23 protein-coding genes, 1 tRNA gene and 1 pseudogene are annotated in these 23,260 nt (G+C 66.0%); 8 read left to right on the top strand and 17 right to left on the bottom strand.

What is annotated here, in order from left to right:
• Positions 1–111 precede the first annotated feature (111 nt).
• The 6 genes from rplL to ABIB58_RS07990 form a co-directional block, all read right to left on the bottom strand.
• Entirely contained in the window at positions 112–495 is a 384-nt protein-coding gene (gene rplL / locus ABIB58_RS07965; protein ID WP_039248437.1) for a 50S ribosomal protein L7/L12, read from the bottom strand.
• A gap of 62 nt (positions 496–557) precedes the next feature.
• On the bottom strand, positions 558–1,073 hold the full coding sequence (gene rplJ / locus ABIB58_RS07970) for a 50S ribosomal protein L10 (protein WP_045810712.1): 516 nt from the start codon (positions 1,071–1,073) through the stop codon (positions 558–560).
• Between the two features lie 310 nt (positions 1,074–1,383).
• Positions 1,384–1,956, bottom strand: a complete 573-nt coding sequence (locus ABIB58_RS07975; RefSeq protein WP_045810711.1) for a DUF2059 domain-containing protein — start codon at positions 1,954–1,956, stop codon at positions 1,384–1,386.
• Positions 1,957–2,025: 69 nt separating this feature from the next.
• Positions 2,026–2,478 carry an NUDIX hydrolase gene (locus ABIB58_RS07980; protein ID WP_045810710.1) on the bottom strand — a complete coding sequence of 151 codons (453 nt, stop codon included), beginning with the start codon at positions 2,476–2,478 and terminating at the stop codon, positions 2,026–2,028.
• A 153-nt stretch (positions 2,479–2,631) separates the two neighbouring features.
• A complete protein-coding gene (locus ABIB58_RS07985; RefSeq protein ID WP_197071021.1) occupies positions 2,632–3,693 on the bottom strand; it encodes an AI-2E family transporter in 1,062 nt (353 codons plus the stop codon).
• 90 nt (positions 3,694–3,783) lie between these two features.
• Entirely contained in the window at positions 3,784–4,200 is a 417-nt protein-coding gene (locus ABIB58_RS07990; protein ID WP_045810709.1) for a winged helix-turn-helix transcriptional regulator, read from the bottom strand.
• A gap of 53 nt (positions 4,201–4,253) precedes the next feature.
• Between ABIB58_RS07990 and ABIB58_RS07995 the strand changes: the two genes are divergently transcribed.
• Entirely contained in the window at positions 4,254–4,862 is a 609-nt protein-coding gene (locus ABIB58_RS07995; RefSeq protein ID WP_045810708.1) for an NAD(P)-dependent oxidoreductase, read from the top strand.
• A gap of 64 nt (positions 4,863–4,926) precedes the next feature.
• Here ABIB58_RS07995 and rplA read toward each other — a convergent pair whose 3' ends face one another.
• The 8 genes from rplA to aspS form a co-directional block, all read right to left on the bottom strand.
• The gene (gene rplA, locus ABIB58_RS08000; protein WP_017506695.1) at positions 4,927–5,616 is read right to left on the bottom strand and encodes a 50S ribosomal protein L1; all 690 of its coding nucleotides are present in this window, start codon (positions 5,614–5,616) and stop codon (positions 4,927–4,929) included.
• Positions 5,617–5,619: 3 nt separating this feature from the next.
• The gene (gene rplK, locus ABIB58_RS08005) at positions 5,620–6,051 is read right to left on the bottom strand and encodes a 50S ribosomal protein L11 (protein WP_008259841.1); all 432 of its coding nucleotides are present in this window, start codon (positions 6,049–6,051) and stop codon (positions 5,620–5,622) included.
• A gap of 228 nt (positions 6,052–6,279) precedes the next feature.
• Entirely contained in the window at positions 6,280–6,855 is a 576-nt protein-coding gene (gene nusG / locus ABIB58_RS08010; RefSeq protein ID WP_017506694.1) for a transcription termination/antitermination protein NusG, read from the bottom strand.
• A 13-nt stretch (positions 6,856–6,868) separates the two neighbouring features.
• Complete coding sequence (gene secE, locus ABIB58_RS08015) at positions 6,869–7,183, bottom strand: preprotein translocase subunit SecE (RefSeq protein ID WP_017506693.1); 315 nt, start codon at positions 7,181–7,183, stop codon at positions 6,869–6,871.
• A 70-nt stretch (positions 7,184–7,253) separates the two neighbouring features.
• Positions 7,254–7,329: transfer RNA gene (locus tag ABIB58_RS08020), tRNA-Trp, on the bottom strand.
• A 96-nt stretch (positions 7,330–7,425) separates the two neighbouring features.
• Positions 7,426–8,760 (bottom strand): hemolysin family protein, encoded by a 1,335-nt coding sequence (locus ABIB58_RS08025; RefSeq protein ID WP_185223951.1) that lies wholly within the window; start codon positions 8,758–8,760, stop codon positions 7,426–7,428.
• Between the two features lie 95 nt (positions 8,761–8,855).
• Complete coding sequence (locus tag ABIB58_RS08030; protein WP_255360388.1) at positions 8,856–8,990, bottom strand: hypothetical protein; 135 nt, start codon at positions 8,988–8,990, stop codon at positions 8,856–8,858.
• Positions 8,991–9,134: 144 nt separating this feature from the next.
• Positions 9,135–10,967 carry an aspartate--tRNA ligase gene (gene aspS / locus ABIB58_RS08035; RefSeq protein ID WP_045810056.1) on the bottom strand — a complete coding sequence of 611 codons (1,833 nt, stop codon included), beginning with the start codon at positions 10,965–10,967 and terminating at the stop codon, positions 9,135–9,137.
• A gap of 164 nt (positions 10,968–11,131) precedes the next feature.
• Here aspS and ABIB58_RS08040 point away from each other — a divergent pair, with 164 nt between their 5' ends.
• From ABIB58_RS08040 to ABIB58_RS08055, 4 genes are all read left to right on the top strand, one after another.
• Entirely contained in the window at positions 11,132–11,419 is a 288-nt protein-coding gene (locus tag ABIB58_RS08040) for a YciI family protein (protein ID WP_045810057.1), read from the top strand.
• A gap of 86 nt (positions 11,420–11,505) precedes the next feature.
• Entirely contained in the window at positions 11,506–12,186 is a 681-nt protein-coding gene (locus ABIB58_RS08045; protein WP_045810058.1) for a P-loop NTPase family protein, read from the top strand.
• A gap of 60 nt (positions 12,187–12,246) precedes the next feature.
• Complete coding sequence (locus ABIB58_RS08050; protein ID WP_039243735.1) at positions 12,247–14,463, top strand: RNA degradosome polyphosphate kinase; 2,217 nt, start codon at positions 12,247–12,249, stop codon at positions 14,461–14,463.
• Positions 14,463–15,950: a Ppx/GppA phosphatase family protein gene (locus ABIB58_RS08055; RefSeq protein WP_354040183.1), complete on the top strand. Its 1,488-nt coding sequence runs from the start codon at positions 14,463–14,465 to the stop codon at positions 15,948–15,950. The genes ABIB58_RS08050 and ABIB58_RS08055 overlap by 1 nt, the downstream gene beginning before the upstream one ends.
• A gap of 163 nt (positions 15,951–16,113) precedes the next feature.
• Here the strand turns inward: ABIB58_RS08055 and rnd are convergent, their stop codons facing one another.
• On the bottom strand, positions 16,114–17,262 hold the full coding sequence (rnd, locus tag ABIB58_RS08060) for a ribonuclease D (RefSeq protein ID WP_354040185.1): 1,149 nt from the start codon (positions 17,260–17,262) through the stop codon (positions 16,114–16,116).
• A gap of 79 nt (positions 17,263–17,341) precedes the next feature.
• Here rnd and purM point away from each other — a divergent pair, with 79 nt between their 5' ends.
• A complete protein-coding gene (gene purM, locus ABIB58_RS08065; RefSeq protein ID WP_354040187.1) occupies positions 17,342–18,379 on the top strand; it encodes a phosphoribosylformylglycinamidine cyclo-ligase in 1,038 nt (345 codons plus the stop codon).
• Positions 18,380–18,402: 23 nt separating this feature from the next.
• Here the strand turns inward: purM and ABIB58_RS08070 are convergent, their stop codons facing one another.
• Positions 18,403–20,013 (bottom strand): S10 family peptidase, encoded by a 1,611-nt coding sequence (locus tag ABIB58_RS08070; protein ID WP_354040189.1) that lies wholly within the window; start codon positions 20,011–20,013, stop codon positions 18,403–18,405.
• A 142-nt stretch (positions 20,014–20,155) separates the two neighbouring features.
• Between ABIB58_RS08070 and purN the strand changes: the two genes are divergently transcribed.
• On the top strand, positions 20,156–20,758 hold the full coding sequence (gene purN, locus ABIB58_RS08075; protein ID WP_045810139.1) for a phosphoribosylglycinamide formyltransferase: 603 nt from the start codon (positions 20,156–20,158) through the stop codon (positions 20,756–20,758).
• Between the two features lie 87 nt (positions 20,759–20,845).
• Positions 20,846–22,914: pseudogene (locus tag ABIB58_RS16410) on the top strand (M13 family metallopeptidase).
• Between the two features lie 91 nt (positions 22,915–23,005).
• Here the strand turns inward: ABIB58_RS16410 and ABIB58_RS08090 are convergent.
• Positions 23,006–23,206: a YMGG-like glycine zipper-containing protein gene (locus tag ABIB58_RS08090; protein ID WP_017504673.1), complete on the bottom strand. Its 201-nt coding sequence runs from the start codon at positions 23,204–23,206 to the stop codon at positions 23,006–23,008.
• Between the last annotated feature and the right edge of the window lie 54 nt (positions 23,207–23,260).

The raw sequence follows: 23,260 nt of genomic DNA on the forward strand, positions 1-23,260 counted from the left end.
GCCAATCAATCGGCCTCAAGCAGCGCTCCGCGCGGTAGGCCCCAAAAGAAAAAGACCCGGCGGTTTCCCGCCGGGCCTTTCCGATCTTCAGCAAATGCCGAAAGTCAGATCTTACTTGATCTGGACCTTGGCGCCGGCTTCCGTCAGCTTCTTGGCGATTTCGTCGGCTTGTTGCTTGGAGACGTTCTCGACGACGTTCTGCGGAGCGCCTTCGACCAGGTCCTTGGCTTCCTTCAGACCCAGGTCCGAACGGACGCCGCGGACTTCCTTGATCACGTTGATCTTCTTGTCGCCGCCGTCGACCAGGACGACGGTGAATTCGGTTTGCTCTTCGGCAGCTTCAGCCGGAGCGCCGCCGCCGGCGGCCGGAGCAGCCATGGCGACCGGAGCAGCGGCGCTGACGCCCCACTTTTCTTCCAGCAGCTTGGAGAGTTCAGCAGCTTCGAGGACGGTCAGAGCGGACAGGTCTTCGACGATCTTGGCGAGGTCAGCCATTGTCAGTTTTCCTTCGGAGGATTGGTTTTAGAGAGTGATGCAGAGATGAAAGGCTGGGCCGCTTACGCGGCTTCCTTGGTGGCGTAGGCGTTGAACACGCGAGCCAGCTGACCGGCGGGTGCTTGCAGCACGCCGGCGATACGAGTCGCAGGCGCGTTGAGCAGGCCGATGAGTTGACCGCGAACCTCGTCGAGCGTCGGGAGCTTGGACAGTGCGTCCACGCCCTTCTGGTCGACGATGGTCGAGCCCATGAAGCCGCCGACGATCTTGAAACGATCGTTGCCCTTGGCGAACTCGGTGGCGACCTTGGCGGCCGTACCGGGGTTCTCGGAATAGGCGATGCCCACGGGACCCTTGAACAGGTTGTGGTAGTCGCTGCCTTCCTCGGCTTCGAGCGCCTTCAGCGCCAGGCGGTTCTTGACCACCTTGAACGCGCCGCCTTCTTTACGAAGACGGCCACGCAGATCTTCCATTTCCGCAACGGTCAGACCCAGGTTGTGGGTCACGACCACGCTGCCGGCGTCGGCGAAAACGCCCTTGAGCGATTCGATAGACTCGGCTTTTTGAGCGCGATCCATTGCGGTCTCCAGTCTTGGTATTCGCCGCCGGGCTTATTCCCGGCGCCGGATTGGCCAAAGCGCATCGCATCGCTGCGAAACGTCGGGCCGGTCTTATTGTCCGAAGGATGCGTCTGACGGCGTCCATCCCGGAATGCGGGCTGACAGCGCAAGGTCGCGTCCCCATCTCCCCACGGCGTCAGAGGGCTCTCTGACAGTTATGGCCTGGGTGACCCCCACGCCCCGAAGTTCTCGGACAGGACCGTCAGAAGATGAACCTCCGACGGGAAGCGGCGCTCTTACAGGCGCCGCCGCTGGAAATCAACCCGGCTTAACGCCGGCTGGGCTTGGCCCCGGTCTGCTCAGCCTCGCCGCAGTCGAACCGGGCGCAGTATTTGCTCTCGAACTCCTCCATAAGGTTCGTCATCGCTGCGGTCTCGACCTCCTGTGACGCCATGCTCAAGGATATCGTCTTGGCTGCGACAGAGCGACCTACTGCCGTGCGATAAAATGCGATCTGAGCGACGAGTTCTTCTTCGGTGAAGACGGAGCCGTAGACCGGGGCCAAGTCATCCATGAACCGCTCGATCATTCTGCTCGCCATGGACGGCATGTTGGTGCGGACCCAGATCGCTTCTTCGCCGCCCTTCTTATCCAGTTCACCCATCTGCGTGACCATGAAGCGCTCGAACTCCTTCATGAAGTTCGGGCCGACGGACAGGTCGATCAGTTCGCGCGCCAGGGCGCTGCGGCGCGCCAGGCCGGCATCCTGCGGCGCCGGCTCGACGCGCGTGACGACAACCGTTTCGGACTGAGCCTCCGCCTGCGCGTGCGCGCCTGTTGCGCTCAGACCCAGCGCCAGACCCAGCGACGCGGCCAGCGCCAGTTTGCGTGTGATGATCATGATGGCCTCCCCCGCCCTCTTATCGGGAGGCTCAGGCCCGCAGGCCAGTCGAATTCGACCGACGGTTGCTCAATCTTCCAGCGGCGTGGCGTCGAAGTCGCGGATCAGCGCGGCCAGGTCTGGCTCATGAACCAGATCCGCCGCCTCACTTAGGCTCATCCAGCGGCGCTCGCGCTGATGTGCTTCGGGCCAGGCGCCCATCTGGATCAGCACTTCCAGCGGATAGACCGACACCACGCACTGGCGCACGCCGCCGTCTTTCAAACCCTTGACGTAGCGGAACACGCCGATGGACTGGACGTCGATGTCGCCCTTGACCCCCGCCTCTTCCATCGCCTCCTGGGCGGCGGCCTCGGGGTCGCTCTTACCGACCATACGCCCGCCCTTGGGGATCACCCAGCGCCGCGTCTCGCGCGAGGTGATCATCAGGATGCGACGCTCGCCGTCCTCCAGCCGCCACGGCAGGGCCGCGACCTGCCGGGTCTCGGAGCGGGTGGTGCGTTTCGACCGGGCCTGAGCCACGCCTCAGCCCTCGCCCATCGCGTGAGCGGTCCTGACGATTCGTGCTGGCGCTCGCCCAATCTTCACGTCTGGTTCCAGGTCTGCCGGTCGCGGCCGCCCTCGAAACGGGATCGCGACGCCCGCGTCAAGTTGTCAGACCACGGACGGTCCCATTTATTTCTCGCCGGGCGCCTTGGCCTTGGGATCGCCCAGCACGTCCTGACGATACAGCATGGTGATCAGAGTGTGCAGCACCAGCGCCAGCGGCGTGGCGAACAGCACGCCCAGCGGCCCGAACAGGGTGCCGATGCCCACGACGGCGAAAATGCCCAGGACGACCGGCAGATTGGCCACATTCTTCTGCACCATCGGCGTGATGAAGTTGCTCTCCAGCTGGGACACAACGACATACAGCGCCAGCGTCATCAGGGCCGTTTGCCACCCTTGCGTGGCGCCGACCAGCACAGCCGGCACGGTGGAGACGATGGGGCCCACGATCGGCACGAACTGCGCCAGTCCCGTCAGCAGACCCAGCCCCAGCGCCGACGGCACGCCGATGATGGCCAAACCGACCCCGGTCAGCGTCCCGACCAGGACCATCGAGAACAGCTGCGCCTTCAGCCAACCCTTCAACGCCTTGCCACAGCTGTTCAGCACTTCGCGCATCCGCGGCCGCCGATCCATGGGCAGCATGGACAACAGCCCCTCGCGCGACTTGGCGGGTTCGATCGCCAGGAAGACGCCTGCGACCACGACCAGAACCAGGGTGGTGACGCCCGATGCGAGACCCAAGGCGAACTTCTGAGCGACCTGCAGCGCCTGACCGGCGCGGCCGCCCAGCCCTTGCAACTGTTCCAGCAGCTGCGCGGCATAGGGTTGGGCTTGGATCCACGACTGGACCTGCTCCCACCCTTGCGGCACCACGGCCGACAGGGCCACGACCTGTTCGGCGATCTGGGTTCCGAACAGGGTCAGCACGCCTGCCAGCACCGCAATCACGATCAGCAGCGACAGGAAGACGGCCAGCGGATCCGGCGCCTTCAGCCAGCGCACGATGGGATCGGCCAGGGCGCGCAGGATCACCGACACCACGATGGCTCCGAAGATCAGCAGCCACAACGTCTGCAAGGTCACGATCAGCTGGACCGCGAAATAGGCCGCCACCAGCACGATGGCGCCGAACGCGAGGCGCCCCTTCCACGGGTCGTGCCCGCCTGCACCGGGCTTGTCGCCCATCAGTTTTCCCAATCCGAACATGTCGCCCCCTTCAAGGTCGCGACAGGAACGCGGGTCGAGCGTGGCCGTTCGCCGCGCGCGATAAAAAAGTCAGTGGGCGTCGGAGGATCGCTGATCGTAGGCCGTTTGCGCGGCCGCGACTTCCGGCATCCGGGTCTCGGCCCAGTCGATGATCGACTGCATCGCCGCCATCAGGGTTCGGCCCAGCGGCGTGACCGCATAGGTCACCGACACCGGCACGGTGGCCACGACGGAGCGTGACACCAGCCCGTCGCGCTCCAGCGATTTCAGCGTCTGGCTCAGCATCTTCTGCGACACCCCATCGACCCGCTGCTTCAGGGCGTTGAACCGGATCGGCCCCTCGCCCAGCACGATCAGGATCAGGGTGCTCCATTTGTCGGCGATCCGGTCCAGCAGTTGCCGCGTCGGACAGTTCGCTGCGAACACATCGCCGCGCAGCCAGGTTTCTTGAAGGTGACCAGGTGTCTGAGAGGTGCCGTCTTGCATGGGCGCACTCCGTAGCGCACCTGGTATCCATTGGATACCCAAAGGAGCCTTCCATGAAAGTCGCAGTTCTCGGCGCCAGCGGTCGCGCCGGCTCGGAAATCACCAAGGAACTGGCCGCGCGCGGTCACACGGTCACCGCCATCGCCCGCAAGCCTGAGGCGATCCCGAGCGCCACCGGCGTCACGCCTGTCGCCGGCGACGCCTCGGACGCCGCCGCGCTCGCCGACCTGATCAAGGGTTCGGACGCGGTCATCAGCGCCCTGCACTTCGATGTTCCCGCCGCGACGATCCTGGGTGCGCTGAAGACCGCCGGCGTCCCGCGCCTGCTCGTCACCGGCGGCGCCGCCAGCCTGGAGGTCGCGCCTGGCGTCCTCCTGTTCGACACGCCGCAGTTTCCGGCCGAATGGAAGCCCATCGCCAAGGGCGGCATCACCTTCCTGGACGACCTGCGTCAGGAAACGGACATCGACTGGACTTTCTTCTCCCCCGCCGCCCTGATCGAGGAAACGCCGCGCCTGGGCCGCTATCGCACCGGGACCGACCAACTGGTCGTGGACGCCAACGGCGACAGCAAGATCGGCTTCTCCGACTACGCCATCGCCATGGTCGACGAGCTGGAGAACCCCAAGCAGAGCCGCGCCCGCTTCACCGCCGCCTACTGATCCGGGCAAGAAAAAACGGCGGGGATCGCTCCCCGCCGTTCTTCAGTGTGGCTTGTCTTTCGACTTAGGCGCCCAGCGAGGCCGGGTCGACCTTGAAGCCCGGGCCCATCGTCGAGGACAGGCTGATGCGCTTCACATAGGTGCCCTTGGCGCCCGACGGCTTGGAACGCACCAGGGCGTCCACGATGGCCTTCACGTTCGCTTCCAGGGCGTCCTGGGTGAACGAGACCTTGCCGATGCCGGCGTGGACGATGCCCGCCTTCTCGACGCGGAACTCCACGGCGCCGCCCTTGGCGTCCTTGACGGCCTGGGCCACGTTCGGGGTCACGGTGCCGACCTTGGGGTTCGGCATCAGGCCGCGCGGGCCCAGCACCTTACCGAGACGGCCAACCAGGGCCATCATGTCCGGCGACGCGATCACGCGGTCGAACTCCATGAAGCCGCCGGCGATCTTTTCGTACAGATCTTCGGCGCCGACGTGTTCGGCGCCGGCTGCGGTGGCTTCGGCGGCCTTGGCGTCCTTGGCGAAGACGGCGACGCGAACGTCACGACCGGTGCCCGACGGCAGGTTGACGACGCCACGGACCTGTTGGTCGGCGTGACGCGGGTCGACGCCCAGGTTGACCGAGATTTCCAGCGACTCGTCGAACTTGGCCTTGGCGTTTTCCTTGGCCAGCTTAATGGCGTCGGAGAACGGCAGCAGGTCCTGGGTCACGCCGGTGCGGGCCTTGAAGGCCTTGGTTTGCTTGGCCATGGTTTAGCCCTCCACCACTTCGAGGCCCATCGCGCGGGCGGAGCCTTCGATGATCTTGGCCGCCGCGTCGAGGTCGTTGGCGTTCAGATCCTTCATCTTCTTTTCGGCGATCTCGCGCAGTTGCGCCTGCGTGATCTTGCCGGCGACTTCACGGCCGACCAGCTTCGAACCCGACTTCAGGCCCGTGGCCTGCTTCAGGTACCAGGTCGCCGGCGGCGTCTTGGTGATGAAGGTGAACGACTTGTCCTGATAGACGGTGATCACGGTCGGAAGTGGGGTGCCCTTGGCTTCCTTCTCGGTGCGCGCGTTGAACTCCTTGCAGAAGCCCATGATGTTCACGCCGCGCTGACCCAGAGCCGGGCCGATCGGGGGCGAAGGCGTGGCCGAACCGGCCGGCACTTGCAGCTTGATATAGCCGAGAATCTTCTTGGCCATTGGTCTCTCCTATGAATGATCCCGGACGTGATCCGGGACCGGTGAGCCGTGGTGCGGCATGGCTGCCTCCCACGGATTTGACGCTCCACGAACCGAAGGCCCGCCGAGCGAAGGCGCGCGTGTAACAGAGGGGGGATGGAAAGGCAACGCACCGCCCCGCCCTCGCCGCAGAAACGAAAAAGCCGCGCCCTTTCGGACGCGGCTTAAATCTCGACAGGGGCGTGAGCCTCAGCCCGCGACCTTCTCCACCTGGGCGTATTCCAGTTCGACCGGCGTGGCGCGGCCGAAGATGGACACGGCGACGCGCAGGCGGGCGTGTTCTTCGTCCACGCTCTCGACCGAACCGTCGAAGCTGGCGAACGGGCCGTCGATGACCTTGACCTTCTCGCCGATGTCGAAGCGGATGGTGGGCTTGGGACGCTCGACGCCCTCTTCCACGGCGCCGATGATGTTCTGAACTTCACGCTCGGAGACCGGCAGCGGCTTGGTGCCGCCCGCGGCGCCCAGGAAGCCCGTGACCTTCGGCGTGTTCTTGACCAGGTGATAGGCCTGGTCGGTCATTTCCATCTTCACCAGCACATAGCCGGGGAAGAACTTGCGTTCCGAGTTCACCTTGCGGCCGCGACGGATCTCGACGACGTCCTCGGTCGGCACCAGAATTTCGGAGAAGGCGTCTTCCAGGCCCTGTTGCTTGGCCTGATCACGCAGCTGCTCGGCGACCTTCTTCTCGAAGTTCGAGTAGGCGTTGACGATGTACCACTTGTGGCGCGGATTGGCGGGCTTTGCGGGCGCTGCATCGGTCATGGGCACGTCTTTCTCAGGATCCGAGAGCGATGATGTAGCGGAAGGCGTAGCCCAGGCCAGTGTCCACGATCCAGAAGAAGATCGAGGCGATAATGACCATGATGAAGACCATCACCGAGGTGATCCAGGTCTCCTTGCGGCTGGGCCAGACGATCTTGCGGCCTTCGGCGCGCACCTGGCTCAGGAACTGGCCGGGGCTGGTGCGGGGCTTCTTGGGCTCGGGCGAATCGACCGTGATGGCGGCGGCGCCGGCCGCCTGAGGCTTGGCGCCCATCTGGGGCTTCGCGCTGCCTTGAGGCCGCTTGCCGGGAGTTTTGGCCTTGGCCATCAGTTGCTCTTCATACAATTGTTCCTGTCGCCCCAGATGGGAAGTCCCATCCGGAAGCGACAGGGGGGATTGGCAGGAGTTGGGGGACTCGAACCCACGACCCCCGGTTTTGGAGACCGGTGCTCTACCAGCTGAGCTAAACTCCTAGACTACCGCGCAAACCCGAGAGGTCCGTGCGTTCGCCAGAGGGGGGCGTATGCCCGACACCGCCCGCCATTTCAAGGGCGATGTGACACTTGCGATCAGTCTTCCAGATGCGCGGCGATGGCGTCCCGCTCGTCCTCGGCCTTCACCAGTTCCTTGAAGATCAGCTTGTCGATACGGCGGTCGTCCATATCCACGACCTCGACCTCGAATCGACCCACCTGCAGCACCTCGCCCTCGTCCGGGACGCGCGAGATCTGGTGCAGAATCAGGCCGGCGACGGTGTGGAAGCCTTCATGCTCGCCGAAGTCTTCGCCCAGGGTGTCGGCAAGGTCATCAAGGTCGGTCTGGCCGTCCACCAGCCAGGTGCCGTCCGCGCGTTGATGGATCCAGGCCTGCTCTTCGTCATGGCCCTCGTCGAAGTCGCCGGCGATCATCTCCAGAATGTCGGTCGCCGTCACCACGCCTTCGAAGGCGCCGTATTCGTCGACGATGAAGGCCATGTGGACCCGCGAGCCCTTCAGGATTTCCAGCGCCTTCAGCACCGATGTCGACTGAGGAATAAAGGCCGGCTCGGCGACCAGCGGCTCCACATCGATCTTGCCGGTCGTCAGAAGGGCGTCCAGCAGGTCCTTCTTGTGCACCAGGCCGAGCGGATTATCGACGTCGTTCTCGCGCGCCACGACGATGCGCGAATAAGGGCAGGTGCGGATTTCCTCGCGCACCACCTCCTCGGGGTCGTCCAGGGCGATCCAGAACACCTCGTGGCGCGGCGTCATGGCCACCCGCACCGGACGGTCGCCCAGGCGCATGATCTCCTCGATCATCTCCTGCTCTTCCGGTTCGATCAGACCGGCCGAGGTGCCCTCGGCCAGGATGGTCGCCACCTCTTCCTGGGTCACGTCCGATCCGTCGCGATCCTTGACGCCCAGCAGCTTCAGAATGCCCGAGGTCGAGGCGGTCAGCAGCAGGACGAAGGGCTTCAGCACGACCGCCAGCGTCGAGATGGGCTTGGCCATCTTGGACGCCACCGTCTCGGGGAAGATCAGCGCCAGGCGCTTGGGCACCAGTTCGCCGATGATCAGCGAGACATAGGTGATGCACACGACTACCACGGCGGTCGCGAAGAATTCGGTGTATTGCGCCAGCGCCGGGAAGGCGACTTCCAGAATGCGATCCAGCTCGCCCGCGATGGTCGCCTGACCATAGGCGCCCGCCAGAATGCCGATCAGGGTGATGCCCACCTGGACCGCGGACAGGAACTGAGTCGGTTCTTCCGACAGTTTCAGCGCCGCCCGGGCCCCCCGGTCGCCCCGTTCCGCCCTCGCCTGCAGCTTGGATTTCCGCGAGGAGACAACCGCCAATTCAGTCATGGCGAACAAGCCGTTGAGCACCACCAGGAGCAGAACGACAGCAATAGCGATGAGTAACATCTAGGGGGTTTTGGGGACCGACGCGGCGCGACAGACGGCGTCCGCAACGCTACATTAGGGCAGGATCGCGACCAGCGCCACGTTTTCCTTTGCGCTCAGCCCGTTCGCCCGGCTTCGACCGAGCCGTAAGCGCCCGAAACCGGCCGGCCGTTGGCGTCATACTGGGTCGCACAGGCGCTCATGCCCAGCACGGTGCCGATGAAGATACCCAGTCGAATGGCGCGTCGCATTTGGTTGCCGAAAGATTAACGTCCGATCCGAACGTAAATCCCGGTCAGCGGTTGCAGGCAATCGTGCTGGCCTTGGGCGCGAGCACAAAAAAGGGGGACGCCGCGAAGCGTCCCCCCTTTTCGTCTTTGATCAGACCTCGCCGATCACACCTTGATCGGCAGGGCCGTGCGGATGTGGACATCCTTCAGCTGGCGCTCCTCGGCCTCGGTCGGGGCGTTCATCAGCAGATCTTCGCCCTGCTGGTTCAGCGGGAAGGCGATGACCTCACGGATGGCCGTCTCGCCGGCCAGCAGCATGACGATCCGGTCGATGCCGGGGGCCAGGCCGCCGTGCGGCGGGGCGCCGAAGCGGAAGGCGTTCAACATGCCGCCGAACTGCTCCTCGACCACCGAAGCGTCGTAGCCGGCGATCTGGAACGCCTTCAGCATGATCTCGGCCTTGTGGTTCCGAATGGCGCCCGAGCACAGCTCATAGCCGTTGCAGACGATGTCGTACTGATAGGCGCGGATGGTCAGCGGATCCTGGTTCTCCAGAGCCTCCAGCCCGCCCTGCGGCATGGAGAAGGGATTGTGGCTGAAGTCGACCTTCTTCTCTTCTTCCGACCATTCGAACATGGGGAAGTCGACGATCCAGCAGAATTTGAACTGGTCTTCGTCCACCAGCTTCAGCTCGGCGCCCACGCGAGTGCGGGCCAGGCCGGCGAACTTGGCGAAGGTCGCAGGCAGGCCGGCGACGAAGAAGGCGGCGTCGCCCTGCCCCAGACCCAGCGACGACATCAGGGCCTCGGTCGGTTCCTGGCCCAGGTTCTTGGCGATCGGGCCGCCCCAGGCGCCCTGGTCCTCGGACCAGAAGATATAGCCCAAGCCCGGCTGGCCCTCGCCCTGCGCCCAACTGTTCATGCGATCGCAGAAGGCGCGCGAACCGCCCGTGGGGGCCGGAATGGCCCAGACGGCGTTCTTGTCGTCCGCGCCCAGGATCTTGGCGAACAGGCCGAAGCCGCCGTCGCGGAAGTGATCCGACACCACCTGCATCTTGATCGGGTTGCGCAGGTCCGGCTTGTCCGAACCGTACCACGCCATCGACTGGGCGTAGGTCAGGCGCTCGAAACCCTTGTGCTCGAACGTCTCGCCGAAGTCGTTCGTGAAGGTATGGACGCCGTCGATGGCCGAGACCGGCTTGCCCTCGCCGAACTCCTCGAACACGCCGTGCATCAGCGGCTCGATGGCGGCGAAGACATCTTCTTGGGTGACGAAGCTCATCTCGACGTCGAGCTGGTAGAACTCCAGCGACCGGTCGGCGCGCAGGTCCTCGTCACGGAAGCACGGCGCGATCTGGAAGTAGCGGTCGAAGCCCGACACCATCAGCAGCTGTTTGAACTGCTGCGGCGCCTGGGGCAGCGCATAGAACTTGCCCGGATGCAGTCGCGACGGCACCAGGAAGTCGCGCGCGCCTTCCGGCGACGAGGCCGTCAGGATCGGCGTCTGATACTCCAGGAAGCCCTGATCGACCATGCGACGGCGGATCGAGGAAATCACCTTGGAGCGCAGCACGATGTTCTTATGCAGTCGCTCGCGGCGCAGATCCAGGAAGCGGTTGGCCAGGCGGATATCCTCGGGATATTCCTGATCCCCAAAGACCGGCATCGGCAGTTCGGCGGCTTCCGACAGCACCTCGACGCCCTGGACGCGCACCTCGACCTCGCCGGTCGGCAGGTTGGGGTTCACCACGGACGCGTCGCGGGCGACCACTTCGCCATCGACCTTGATCACGCTCTCGGCGCGCAGACGCTCCACGGCGGCGAAGCCCGGCGTCTCGGGGTGCAGAACCAGCTGCGTCAGGCCGTAGTGATCGCGCAGGTCGATGAACAGCAGACCGCCGTGGTCGCGCTTGCGGTGAACCCAGCCCGACAGGCGAACAGCGGAACCAGCGTCAGAGGCGCGCAGGGCGCCGCAGGTGTGAGAGCGATAGGCGTGCATGAAACGAACCGTCTGGAGTCTCTGGGCGGTGGAATCCGACGCCGTCGGCGCCCGAAATCGAAGCGGCGTAGGGCGCATCATCGCCCCGGAAAGTCAAGGTTTCAGCCGTTGCAAAGCCTGCCGCCGCGCATGATATCTGACGCTTCATCCCGCCCGAGGCCCCCATGTTCATCGTCACCATCACCTACACCCAGCCCATCGAAGCCATCGAGGAGCGGACGGTCGAGCATCGCGCGTGGCTGGATCAGCATGTCGCCAGCGGCCTGATCATCGCCGCCGGGCCGATGGTCCCACGCACCGGCGGCATTCTGGTGGTGCGCAGCGGCGGGACCAAGCAAGAGCTGGAGACCCTGCTGAAGGACGATCCGTTCCAGGTCCACGGCCTGGCCGATTACACGGTGATCGAGTTCAAGGCCGGCAAGCTGAACCCCGCCCTGGTCGAATTCGCCTGATTTCATCCACAGGGGCGCGGTTCGCTCCCCGCAACCAACAGCGCGGGCCTGACGCGGTTAACGCCGGGCTCTGCTATGACAGGCGCATGTCCGCGCTGAGCGCCCTGCCCCCGACGACGACCGAACAGCTGCGTCTGCCGCTGGAGCGGCCGGTTGCGGGCGAGGCCTTCGTGACGTCCGACAGCAACGCCGAGGCCGTGCGCGTTCTGGCCCGCTGGCCCGACGGCGTGGGCGCGGTGCTGGCGCTGCACGGCCCCCCAGGATCGGGCAAGAGCCGCCTCGCCGCCGACTGGGCCGAGCGGGTCGGCGCCGTGCCGCTGAACGGCGCCGAGGCCGCGCTGATCGATCCGCTGGAACTGGAAGGCCGGCCGGTCCTGCTGGACCGGGCTGCGGACGCCGACGACGAAAGCCTGTTTCATCTGATCAACCTGGCCAACTCCGGCGGGGGCGCCCTGCTTTTGGTGTCGCGCTCGGCCCCGCGCCAGTGGTCGGTCGATCTGCCCGATCTGCGTTCGCGGCTGGACGCCGTGCGCGCCGTGGCCATCGCCGCGCCCGACGACGCGGTCCTGTCGGCCATCCTGCGCGCCCGCTTCGCCGAACGCAGCATCACCCCGTCCGACGAGGTGATCGACTATCTGGTGCGCCGCCTGGACCGCTCCGCCGAGACCGCCGCCGCCGTGGTCGAATGTCTGGACGCCCTTCACCGCCCGGTCACCCGCGTTCTGGCGCGTCAGGTGCTGGACGCCATGGACGCCGCCGCCGACTGACCCGCGACATTTTCTCGGCGCCCGCTTGCGGCCGTCACACACGCGCGCGAGAACCGGGTCATGACCGACGCCGCGATCCATGACGACACCCGAGGCGAAGAGGTTCCCGCCTCTCGCGCCCCCCAACTGGCGCTGAGCGAAGAGCTGATGGCCTCGCCCAGCCGGTTCTTCAATCGCGAAACCTCGTGGCTGGCGTTCAACGAACGCGTGCTGGAAGAAGCGGCCAACCCTAATCACCCGCTGCTGGAGCGGCTGCGGTTCCTGTCCATCTCGGCCAATAACTTGGACGAGTTCTTCATGACCCGCGTCGCCGGCCTGAAGGGCCAGTTGCGCGAACGGCTGCGCGTCCTGTCCGCCGACGGCCTGACCCCTGCCGAACAGCTGGAGCGGATCAACATCGCCGCTGGCGAACTGATGGCCGAACAGCAGCTGCGCTGGCGTCAGCTGAAGAAGGAGCTGACCGTCGCCGGCATCGAGATCGTCGATCGCCAGAAGATCACCAAAACCGAGCGCGAGCGTCTTGAACCCGAGTTCCTGAACCAGCTCTTCGCCGTCCTGACGCCGCTCGCCATCGACCCGGCCCACCCCTTCCCCTTCCTGCCCAACCTGGGCTTCTCCCTGGCGCTGAAGCTGAAGCGCAAGGGGGAGACCAAGACCTTCTACGCCCTGGTGCCGGTGCCGACCCAGGTGCGTCGGTTCTGGGAACTGCCGACCGACGGCCGTTCCACGCCGGGGCACAAGCGGTTCATCACGCTGGAAAACGTGCTGCTGCTGTTCATCGATCACCTGTTCCCCGGCTGCGAGGTGCAGGAAAAGGGCGTGCTGCGCCTGATCCGCGACTCGGACATCGAAATCGAGGAAGAGGCCGAAGACCTCGTGCTGGAGTTCGAGGAAGCGCTGAAGCAGCGTCGTCTGGGCTCGGTGGTGCGGGTCAAGATCGAGGCGTCCATGCCTGTCGATCTGCGCGACTTCATCGTCAGCGAGCTCGAGGCCGCGCCCCAGGACGTGGTTCTGGTCGACGGCATGCTTGGCCTGGCCCAACTGTCGGACCTGATCCCCGGCGGCCACCCAGACCTGAAGTTCAAGGGTTATGAGCCCCGCTATCCCGAACGTGTCCGCGACAACGGGGGCGATGTCTTCGCGGCCATTCGCGAGAAGGACCTGCTGATCCACCACCCGTTCGAGAGCTTCGACGTGGTGGTTCAGTTCCTGCGTCAGGCCGCGCGCGACCCCAATGTCATCGCCATCAAACAGACGCTGTATCGCACCTCCAAGGACAGCCCCATCGTCGCCGCCCTGATCGAGGCGGCCGAGAACGGCAAGAACGTCACCGCCCTGGTCGAACTGAAGGCCCGCTTCGACGAGGAGGCCAATCTGCGCTGGGCGCGGGCGATGGAGCGGGCCGGCGTCCACGTCGTCTTCGGCTTCGTCGAATACAAGACCCACGCCAAGGTCAGCGTCGTGGTCCGGCGCGAGGGCGAGGGCCTGCGCACCTACTGCCACTTCGGCACCGGCAACTATCACCCCGTGACGGCCAAGGTTTACACCGACCTGTCGCTGTTCTCCTGCGACCCCGTCCTGGGGCGCGATGCGACGCGGGTGTTCAACTACATCACCGGCTATGCGACGCCGGACCACCTCGAAGCCCTGGTCGTCTCGCCGCTGAACATGAAGGCCACGCTGATCGAACTGATCGGCAAGGAAATGTCGGCCGCCGCCATGGGCAAGCCCGCCGCCATTTGGGTCAAGCTGAACGCCCTGGTCGACGTCGAGATCATCGACGCCCTTTACCGGGCCAGCCAGTGGGGCGTGCGTATCGATCTGGTCGTGCGCGGCATCTGCTGCCTCCGTCCCGGCGTGCCAGGGCTGTCGGAGAATATCCGGGTCAAGTCGATCGTCGGCCGCTTCCTGGAACACAGCCGCATCGTCTGTTTCGCCAACGGCAAGGACCTGCCGCATGACAAGGCCAAGGTCTTCATCTCCTCGGCCGACTGGATGACCCGCAACTTGGATCGCCGGGTCGAGCTGATGACGCCGATCCGCAACGCCACCGTCCACGATCAGGTGCTGGACCAGATCATGGTCGCCAATCTGAAGGACGACGCACAAAGCTGGGTGCTGGACGCCGAAGGACGCTATACACGCGTCACCCCCGCCGATCCTGAGCGGCCCTTCTCGGCCCACAAATACTTCATGACCAATCCCAGCCTGTCCGGGCGCGGCCGCAAGGCCAAGAGCCTGCCCGCCGTCCTGCGTTACGAGCGTCCAGGCCGCTGATGCCCGACATCGCGCTTACCGACCGCGACATCGCCGCGATCGACATCGGTTCAAACTCGGTTCGCCTGGTCCTGTATCGGCTGGAAGGCCGCGCGATCTGGACCGTCTATAATGAGAAGGTTCTGGCCGGCCTGGGCCGCGACCTGCCGACGACGCGCAAGCTGTCGCCCGAGGGCGTGGTCATGGCGATGACGGCGCTGCGCCGTTTCGCCGCCGTTCTGGAAGGCGTGCGGCCTGACGCGACCCTGATCGCCGCCACCGCCGCCGTGCGCGAAGCCTTGGACGGGCCGGAGTTCTGCGAGCGGGTCGCCGCCGAGACCGGCCTCCAGATCCGCGTCCTGTCGGGTGAGGAAGAGGCCAAATATGCGGCCATGGGCGTATTGGCCGGCGCCCCCCTGGCTCACGGCGTCTCGGCCGACATGGGCGGCGCCAGTCTGGAGCTGACCCGGCTGAATGGAGACGGCGTCGAGAACGGCCTGACCCTGCCGCTGGGTCCGTTTGCGCTGGCTGACGGCAAGGCCTTCGACGCCGAGCGCATCAAGGGCCGTATCGATCAGGCCCTGAAACCGATCGCAGGCCAGTTCAAGAGCGAGCGCCTCTACGCCGTCGGCGGCGCCTGGCGCACCTTGGCCCAGGTCCATATGGGTTTGAAATCCTATCCGCTGAAAGTCGTGCATCAGTATCAGATGTTGGCGGATGAGGCTTTGGAGACCGCGCGTCTGGTCGCGCAGCAGTCGGCGGCCAGCCTGGCCAAACTGCCCGGCGTGTCGAAGAAGCGCGCCGAGACCCTGCCCTACGCTGGCCTGGTGCTCGAAGCGTTGATCAAACATCTCGGCCTCAGACAGATCGAGATGTCGGCCTGGGGCGTGCGCGAGGGCCTGCTGTTCGAGACGCTGGACGAGGCGACGCGCACGGCCGATCCGCTTCTGGCCGGCTGCACCGCCTTGGGCGGTCGTCAGGGGGTGGCTCCAGCCCTGCCCGGCGCGCTGAACGGCTGGATTTCCGAAATCGTCGCCGCCTTGCCCGAGGTGTTCGGCGAGAAACGCGACGCCGTGCTGGTCAGCGCCGCCTGCCGTCTGGCGGACCTGGGGGCCCGACTGCACCCCGATCACCGGCTGGAGCTTGTCTTCGACCAGGTGCTGCGCGCGCCCGTCGCCGGCATCAGCCACACCGAACGCGCCTTTTTGGCCAGCGCCATGAACGCCCGCTACGGCGGCGCGCCCGCCACGCCTCAGCCCGAAGTCATCGACCGCCTGCTCGACGCCGCCGCCGCCAAACGCGCCCGCGCCATCGGCCTGGCGATCCGTCTGGCCTGCGACCTGTCCGGGCGCTCACCCCAGTTGATGGCCAACGCCGCCGCCAAGGTCAAAGGCGGCGACCTGCGCCTGACCGCGACCGAAGGCTACGCCGACGTCCTGTTGGGCGAACAGACCAGGAAGCGCGCCAAGGCCCTCGCCGAGGCGATGGACCTGGGGCTGAAGATTTGATTTCGAAGTCTCCTCCCCACTTGGTGGGGAGGTGGCGCGGCGCTTCTTCAGCGCCGTGACGGAGGGGTTCTAAGCCGCATCGCAGGCGCCTGTGGGACTTCAACAGCCCCTACACCGCTCCGTGGTCCCCCTCCCCGCAAAGCGGGGAGGAGACCTGTAAACCCTACTCGATCTCGACGACTTCCACCCGCGCGCCGTTCAGCACAAGGGCGATCTCGCCGCGCTTCAGCTTCAGCGCGTCCTCGCCGAAGATCTGGCGGCGCCAGCCCTTCATGGCGTCGATGTCGGCGTCGTCGCTGATGGCGATCTTCTCCAGGTCCGACACGGTGGCGATCAGCTTGGAGGCCACGCCGGCGTTGTCGCTCTTGGCCTTCAGCAGCACCTTCAGCAGCTCTACGACGGACGGCGGCGCCGGCTGGCGGTGGGCGGGGCGCTCCATCTCGGGCGCAAAGGCTTCAGGATCGGCCAAAACCCGCTTCAGCTCCTCGGCCAGTTCCAGACCCAGCCGTGAACCGCCAAAACCCTTGGGCACCGAGCGCAGGCGATTGAAGGCCTCGACATCCGTCGGTGTCTGTTGGGCGATCTCGTCGATGCCCTCGTCCTTCAGGATGCGGCCGCGCGGCTGGTCGCGCTCCTGCGCCGCCCGCTCGCGCCAGACGGCGACGGCCTTGAACGCCGCCAGATATTTGGCCGAGAACTTCTTGGGCTTCAGCCGCTTCCAGGCGTTTTCAGGATTGGTGTCGTAGAGGGCCGGATCGGTCAGGCTCTCCATCTCCGACATGACCCACTCCAGCCGGCCTTCCTTCTGCAGCCGGTCGCGCAGCTTGGGATAAAGCGCCGCCAAATGGGTCACGTCCCCCAGCGCGTAGACCAGTTGGTTGTCCGACAACGGCCGGCGCGCCCAGTCGGTGAAGCGGCTGCCCTTGTCCACCTCGATACGCAGCATCTGCCGCACCAGCGAATCATAGGAGACCTGCTCGCCGAACCCGGCGGCCATGGCGGCGACCTGGGTGTCGAACATCGGCTTGGGCATGGCTCCCAGGCGCACGAAGATTTCCACGTCCTGTCGGCAGGCGTGGAAGACCTTCACGATCTTCTCGTCGCGCAACAGCTCCAGGAACGGCTCCAGATCCAGCCCCTCCGCCATCGGGTCGATAATGGCTGCGTGATCGGCAGAGGCCGCCTGGATCAGGCAGAGCTTCGGCCAATAGGTCGTTTCCCGCATGAACTCGGTGTCGACCGTGATGAAGGGAGCGTTGGCTACGCGGGCGCAAAAATCGGCCAGCGCCTCGGTGGTGGTGATCGGCGTCATTCCGATGCTATAGCCCCGCGCATCCTACCTGTGGCAAGAGCCGCGCTGCATTTCCGCCCCGATTCAGGCCCGAGATCCCATGAGCGACACCCAAAAGCCTCTCGAAAACGGTCTGACCTACGCCGATGCGGGCGTGGACATCGACGCGGGCGAAATGCTGGTCGAACATATCAAGCCGCTGGCGAAATCGACGGCGCGCCCCGGATCGGAGCCTTCGCTGGGCGGATTCGGCGCCCTGTTCGACCTCAAGGCCGCCGGCTTCCAAGACCCGCTGATCGTCACCACCACGGACGGCGTCGGCACCAAGTTGAAGATCGCGATCGAGACCGGCCGTCACGACGGCGTCGGCGTCGACCTGGTCGCCATGTGCGTCAATGACCTGTTGGCCCAGGGCGCCGAGCCCCTGCTGTTCCTCGACTATTACGCGACCGGCCGGCTTGAGATCGACGCCGCCCGCCGCGTGGTCGCCGGCATCGCCGAGGGCTGTCGCCAGGCCGGCTGCGCCCTGGTCGGCGGCGAGACCGCCGAAATGCCGGGCATGTATACCAAGGGCGACTACGACCTGGCCGGCTTCAGCCTGGGCGCCGTCGAGCGCGGCCACGCCCTGCCCTATCTGGATCGTCAGGCGGCCGGCGACGTCATCATCGGCCTGGCCTCCACCGGCCCGCACTCCAACGGCTATTCGCTGGTGCGCAAGGTGGTCGAGAAGTCGGGCCTCGGCTGGGGCGACGACGCCCCCTTCGCCAAGGACCGTTCGCTGGCCCAGGCCCTGATGGAGCCGACCCGCATCTATGTGAAGCCGGTCCTGCCGATCATGAAGGCGGGCCTGGTCAAGGGCGCGGCCCACATCACCGGCGGCGGCCTGATCGAAAACCCGCCCCGCTGCATCGCCGAGGGTCTGCAGGCCCGCTTCGACTGGAACGCCTGGCCCATGCCCGCCGTCTTCCAGTGGCTGGCCGAAACCGGCGGCATCAGCGACCACGAAATGCGCCGCACCTTCAACTGCGGCGTCGGCTTCATCCTGATCGTGGCGCCCGAGAACGCCGAGCCAGTTTTGGCCGCCCTGCTCAACGCCGGCGAAGTCGCCTTCGTCTGCGGACAACTGGAAGCGGCCTAAGCCGCTCCCAAGTTGCGCGGGGCTTACCGCGCCCCGCCGTTCGCCGTCTCGGCGTAGAAGCGCGACAGGTCGGCGTGCAGCTTCACCAAGGCGTCGTGGCTGAGGTACATCATGTGCCCGCCCTCATAGTAGGTGAACTCCAGGTTCGGCCGCAGGCTGGGCTCCAGCATCATTTGCGCCAAGTCGAACTCGGTCGAGAAGAAGGGCGTGGCGGCGTCGTAATAGCCGTTCAGCGACATGACCTTCAGATACGGATTGCGTCGCATCGCCGTGGCCAGATCGATGGCCGTATTCGGCGTGGTTTGCGGCCCTCCGACCGGCGGACGGTGGCTCCAGTTCCAGTTGAAGCCCGGCAGGCCCCGCGCCGACATTCGGTATTCGACGTCGGTCTTGTAGTTCAATTCATTGGCCACATAGTCGCGGAAGATGCCGAAATAGGCGCCCGTCACCGCCGAACTGGACGGATCATCCTCCGGCTCGCCGCCCGCCGCATCCTCATCCAGACCCATGTAGCGGGTGTCCAGCCGCCCGATCGTCTGGCGCCGGTCGCGCAGCAGTTCCTTGCGGAAGGCGCCGAGGTCCACGCGCATATTCGCGTTGTCGATGAAGGTGGTCGACAGGCCGGTCAGGTCGCTCATCTGACGCACGATGTCCGCGCGCTCGGCGTCAGAGATCATGTGCCCCTTGGCCAGGGCCGAGGCATACGGCCCCAATGCGAAGTCGCGTGCCCGCTGAACCTGTTCCTCGACCGTCGGGGCCGGGTTCGCCAGCTTGCAATGATACCAGGCCGTCGCCGCATGGGTCGGCAACAGGGTGACGAAGTTCTGCGGATAGCCTGGCTGACGCACGCCATAGTTCATGATCGACGACAGCAGCACCACGCCGTTCAGCGACATCCCGCGATCTTCAAGCTGGAACGCCACCGCACCGGTGCGCAGCGTGCCATAGGATTCGCCGATGATGTATTTCGGGCTGGACCAACGGCTGAACTTGGTCGTGTAGCGCATGATGGCGCGGGCGAAGGCGTCGGCGTCTCCGTCCACGCCCCAGAAGGTCGAACCCGGCGTCTCGCCCAACGGACGCGAGAAGCCCGCGCCTACCATGTCGATGAAAACCAGGTCCGTCTGATCCAGCAAGGTCATGTCGTTCGGACCAAAGGCGAAGGGCGCCGGCCGCACCACGGTCGGCTCATCGGTCTGGACCCGCATCGGCCCAAACGAGCCCATATGCAGCCACACGGTCGGCGAGCCTGGTCCGCCGTTGTAGAGATAGGTCACCGGCCGCGTTCCGACGGGCTGACCGTCCAGCGTATAGGCGGTGTAGAACAAGCTCGCGGTCGGCATCCCCGCATCGTCGCGGATCGTCAGCGTGCCCGCCGTCGCCTTGTATCGCAGGGTCTTTCCGTGGGCGTTGACCGAATGGGCCGTCGTGACCTCGGTCTCCTCGACCGGTGCGCGCGCCCAATCCTTTTCGATCGCCTCGGCGTTGGCGTTGCGGAACCGGTCGGTTGCGGATCGCATCGCGGCGCCCCCGCCATTGTTGCTGCTGCTGTTGGTCCCGCTTTCCTGGGCCAGCGCCGCCACGGGCGCGCCCAGCATCGCGGCGATGGCCGCGAGGCAGATCAGTCTGTTCATGCGATAGTCCCCTGTACGCGCCGACCCACGACCCCTCGCCATACGGTCGGCGTTACACGCTAACGCCCGAATCCAGCCGACAACAAGGGCGGATCGCGTTTGAAACTTGCCAAGCGTCGCCCGCGCCGTCATGCGAGGCGCCATGTCGCCCCAAGCCGCCCCGCCCGTCCGCGTCGCCGTCCTGATCTCGGGGGCGGGCTCCAACATGGCGGCTCTGATCGACGCCGGTCAGGCGCCGGACAGCGGCTATGAGGTCGTGCTGGTGCTGTCGAACATCGAGGGCGCAGGCGGTCTGGCGATTGCGGCGGCCAAGGGCGTGGCGACGGCGACCGTGGCGCATAAATCGTTCGGCAAGGACCGTGAGGCGCATGAGCGGGCGGTGGACGCCGCCCTGCGCGGCGCGGGCGTCGAGGTCGTTGCGCTGGCCGGCTATATGCGTGTTCTGACACCCTGGCTGGTCGGCGGCTGGCGCGAGCGGATGCTGAACATGCACCCCAGCCTGCTGCCCCTCTATCCCGGCTTGGACACCCACGCCCGTGCGATCGCCGCCGGCGACGCCGAGGCCGGCTGCACGGTCCATCTGGTGACCGAAGGCGTGGACGAAGGCCCGATCCTGGGCCAGGCGCGCGTGCCGATCGTCGAGGGCGACACGGCCGAGGCCCTGGCCGAACGGGTCAAGACGGCGGAGCATCAGCTTTACCCGAAGGTGCTGGCCGACTTCTGCCGAGACCTGCCCCGCCCTTAGCGGCGCGAAGATTACAAAAACGTCATGCGACAGACCGCCGCACCGGCGCAATGGTGCGCCCGACCTCAATCGGGACCCTCTCTATCCATGACTCGCATTCGTCTGATGGCCGCCTGCTCGGCCTGTATCGTCGTCGCTCTCACCGGCGGCGCGGCCTCGGCCCAGGACGCTTCGGCCCAGCATTCGCACGGCATGGCCGGCACGGCCCACAGCCCCTTCGGCGCCTGGGGCTTCGATCTGGCCGGTCGCGACACCTCGGTGAAGCCCGGCGACGACTTCAACGAATACGCCAACGGAACCTATCTGCGCACGACCGAAATCCCGGCCGACAAGTCGCGCTTCGGCCCGTTCGACGTCCTGTACGAGAACGCCCAGTCCCAGCTGAAGTCGATCATCGAGACCAGCGCCGCCAATCCCGCCAACGAGAACGCCCGCAAGGTCGGCGCCCTGTACGCCAGCTTCATGGACGAGGCGAAGATCGAGCAGCTGGGCGCGACGCCGCTGGCCGCCGACCTCGCCGCCGTCAAGGCGGTCACCGACCACGCCGGCATGGCGCGCCTGATGGGCGAGAGCCATTCGGGCTTCGGCGGCCCCTGTTCGGCATCGACGTGTTCGAGGATCTGAAGAACCCCAATCTGAACTCGGCCTATCTGGGTCAGGGATCGCTGGGCCTGCCGGACCGCGACTATTATCTGAAGCCCGACTTCGCCGCCCAGCGCGAGGCCTATCTGGCCTATCTGACGACCACCCTGACCGCCATCGGCTGGGCCGATCCGGCCAAGACCGCCGCGGACATCCTGGCCTTCGAAACCAAGGTCGCCGACAAGCAGTGGACGACGGTCGAGCGTCGCCAGATCGACAAGCTGTACAACCCGGCCAAGGCCTCGGACCTGGCGACGCTGGCTCCCGGCTTCGACTGGGCCGGCTTCCTGGCCGGCGCCCAGGTGTCGGACGTCGACACCCTGGTGCTGATGGAAAACACCGCCATCCCCGCCATCGCCCAGGTGTTCGCCGACACCCCCATCGAGACGCTGAAGGCCTGGCAGGCGTTCAACGTCGTTGATCAGGCCAGCCCCTATCTGTCCAAGGCCTTCGTCGACGCCCGCTTCGACTTCCGCGGCAAGACGCTGCGCGGTCAGCCTGAGAACCGTCCCCGCTGGAACCGGGGCGTGGCTCTGGTCGATGGTCAGCTGGGCGAGGTCCTGGCTCAGGAATACGTCCGCTTGCACTTCCCCGCCTCGTCCAAGGCCCAGATGGAAGCCCTGGTCGGCAACATCCGCGACGCCATGACCGAGCGACTGAAGACCCTGGACTGGATGAGCGAGCCCACGCGCGAGCAGGCCCTGTACAAGATGTCCAAGTTCGGGGTGAAGATCGGCTATCCCGACAAGTGGCGCTCGTATGACGGCCTGGAGCTGAAGGCCGACGACCTGTACGGCAACGTCGAGCGCTCCTCGGCCTTCGAATGGGCCTACAAGCGCGGCAAGATCGGCAAGCCGGTCGATCCGCTGGAATGGGGCATGACGCCCCAGACGGTGAACGCCTACTACAACCCGCCGCGCAACGAGATCGTCTTCCCGGCCGCCATCCTGCAGGCGCCCTTCTTCGATCCGAACGCGGACCCGGCCGTCAACTACGGCGGCATCGGCGCGGTCATCGGCCACGAGATCACCCACGGCTTTGACGATCAGGGCCGCAAATCGGACGGCGACGGCGTGCTGCGCGACTGGTGGACGCCGGAAGACGCCGCCCGCTTCGAGGCGCGCGCCAAGGTGCTGGGCGACATCTATGACAAGCTGGAGCCGATCCCCGGCGTGCACGTCAACGGCGACCTGACGATGGGCGAGAACATCGCCGACCTGGGCGGCCTGCTGCTGGCCCTGGACGCCTATCACAAGTCTCTGAACGGCCAGCCGGCGCCGGTCATCGACGGGCTGACGGGCGATCAGCGGGTCTTCCTGGGCTGGGCGCAGGTCTGGCGCGAGAAGTCACGCGAGGCGGCGCTGAAGGAGCAGCTGACCACCGACCCGCACTCGCCCGGCCCGGTGCGCGCAGCGACCTCGCCGCGCAACATCGACGCCTGGTATGCGGCCTTCGGCGTCTCTCCGGACCAGAAGGAATATATTGCGCCCGAGGCCCGCGCCCGCATCTGGTAAGGGCGCCGGACGTCAGACGTAGAAAAGGCCCGGAGCGAACGCTCCGGGCCTTTTTGTCATCCGGGCTTTCGCCGGGAAGACCTACTTGGATTTAGCGGGGCTTGGTCGCCGCGCCGGCGACGGCGCCGATGGCGGCGCCGGCCACGGTCGAACCCGTGTTGCCGCCGATGACCTGGCCGGCGACGGCGCCGCCCAGGGCGCCGGTGGCGGCGCGTTGTTCCATCGTCTGGCCGCAGGCGGCCAGCAGGGCCACGACGCCGATGACGGGGGCCAGTTTGATCATGGTCTTCATGGGTCTTCTCCGGGAGACGAACGAGATCATGACCACCAAACGACAAGGCCCGCG

This window comes from Brevundimonas sp. UYEF29 (genome assembly GCF_040546195.1).
Lineage (GTDB): Bacteria > Pseudomonadota > Alphaproteobacteria > Caulobacterales > Caulobacteraceae > Brevundimonas > Brevundimonas huaxiensis.

Bases quoted from the DNA above. Each gene is read 5' to 3' on its own strand.
- rplL (WP_039248437.1), bottom strand. From the start codon at position 495: ATGGCTGACCTCGCCAAGATCGTCGAAGACCTGTCCGCTCTGACCGTC.
- rplJ (WP_045810712.1), bottom strand. From the start codon at position 1,073: ATGGATCGCGCTCAAAAAGCCGAGTCTATCGAATCGCTCAAGGGCGTT.
- ABIB58_RS07975 (WP_045810711.1), bottom strand. From the start codon at position 1,956: ATGATCATCACACGCAAACTGGCGCTGGCCGCGTCGCTGGGTCTGGCG.
- ABIB58_RS07985 (WP_197071021.1), bottom strand. From the start codon at position 3,693: ATGGGCGACAAGCCCGGTGCAGGCGGGCACGACCCGTGGAAGGGGCGC.
- ABIB58_RS07990 (WP_045810709.1), bottom strand. From the start codon at position 4,200: ATGCAAGACGGCACCTCTCAGACACCTGGTCACCTTCAAGAAACCTGG.
- ABIB58_RS07995 (WP_045810708.1), top strand. From the start codon at position 4,254: ATGAAAGTCGCAGTTCTCGGCGCCAGCGGTCGCGCCGGCTCGGAAATC.
- rplA (WP_017506695.1), bottom strand. From the start codon at position 5,616: ATGGCCAAGCAAACCAAGGCCTTCAAGGCCCGCACCGGCGTGACCCAG.
- rplK (WP_008259841.1), bottom strand. From the start codon at position 6,051: ATGGCCAAGAAGATTCTCGGCTATATCAAGCTGCAAGTGCCGGCCGGT.
- nusG (WP_017506694.1), bottom strand. From the start codon at position 6,855: ATGACCGATGCAGCGCCCGCAAAGCCCGCCAATCCGCGCCACAAGTGG.
- secE (WP_017506693.1), bottom strand. From the start codon at position 7,183: ATGGCCAAGGCCAAAACTCCCGGCAAGCGGCCTCAAGGCAGCGCGAAG.
- ABIB58_RS08025 (WP_185223951.1), bottom strand. From the start codon at position 8,760: ATGTTACTCATCGCTATTGCTGTCGTTCTGCTCCTGGTGGTGCTCAAC.
- ABIB58_RS08030 (WP_255360388.1), bottom strand. From the start codon at position 8,990: ATGCGACGCGCCATTCGACTGGGTATCTTCATCGGCACCGTGCTGGGC.
- aspS (WP_045810056.1), bottom strand. From the start codon at position 10,967: ATGCACGCCTATCGCTCTCACACCTGCGGCGCCCTGCGCGCCTCTGAC.
- ABIB58_RS08040 (WP_045810057.1), top strand. From the start codon at position 11,132: ATGTTCATCGTCACCATCACCTACACCCAGCCCATCGAAGCCATCGAG.
- ABIB58_RS08045 (WP_045810058.1), top strand. From the start codon at position 11,506: ATGTCCGCGCTGAGCGCCCTGCCCCCGACGACGACCGAACAGCTGCGT.
- ABIB58_RS08050 (WP_039243735.1), top strand. From the start codon at position 12,247: ATGACCGACGCCGCGATCCATGACGACACCCGAGGCGAAGAGGTTCCC.
- ABIB58_RS08055 (WP_354040183.1), top strand. From the start codon at position 14,463: ATGCCCGACATCGCGCTTACCGACCGCGACATCGCCGCGATCGACATC.
- rnd (WP_354040185.1), bottom strand. From the start codon at position 17,262: ATGACGCCGATCACCACCACCGAGGCGCTGGCCGATTTTTGCGCCCGC.
- purM (WP_354040187.1), top strand. From the start codon at position 17,342: ATGAGCGACACCCAAAAGCCTCTCGAAAACGGTCTGACCTACGCCGAT.
- ABIB58_RS08070 (WP_354040189.1), bottom strand. From the start codon at position 20,013: ATGAACAGACTGATCTGCCTCGCGGCCATCGCCGCGATGCTGGGCGCG.
- purN (WP_045810139.1), top strand. From the start codon at position 20,156: ATGTCGCCCCAAGCCGCCCCGCCCGTCCGCGTCGCCGTCCTGATCTCG.
- ABIB58_RS08090 (WP_017504673.1), bottom strand. From the start codon at position 23,206: ATGAAGACCATGATCAAACTGGCCCCCGTCATCGGCGTCGTGGCCCTG.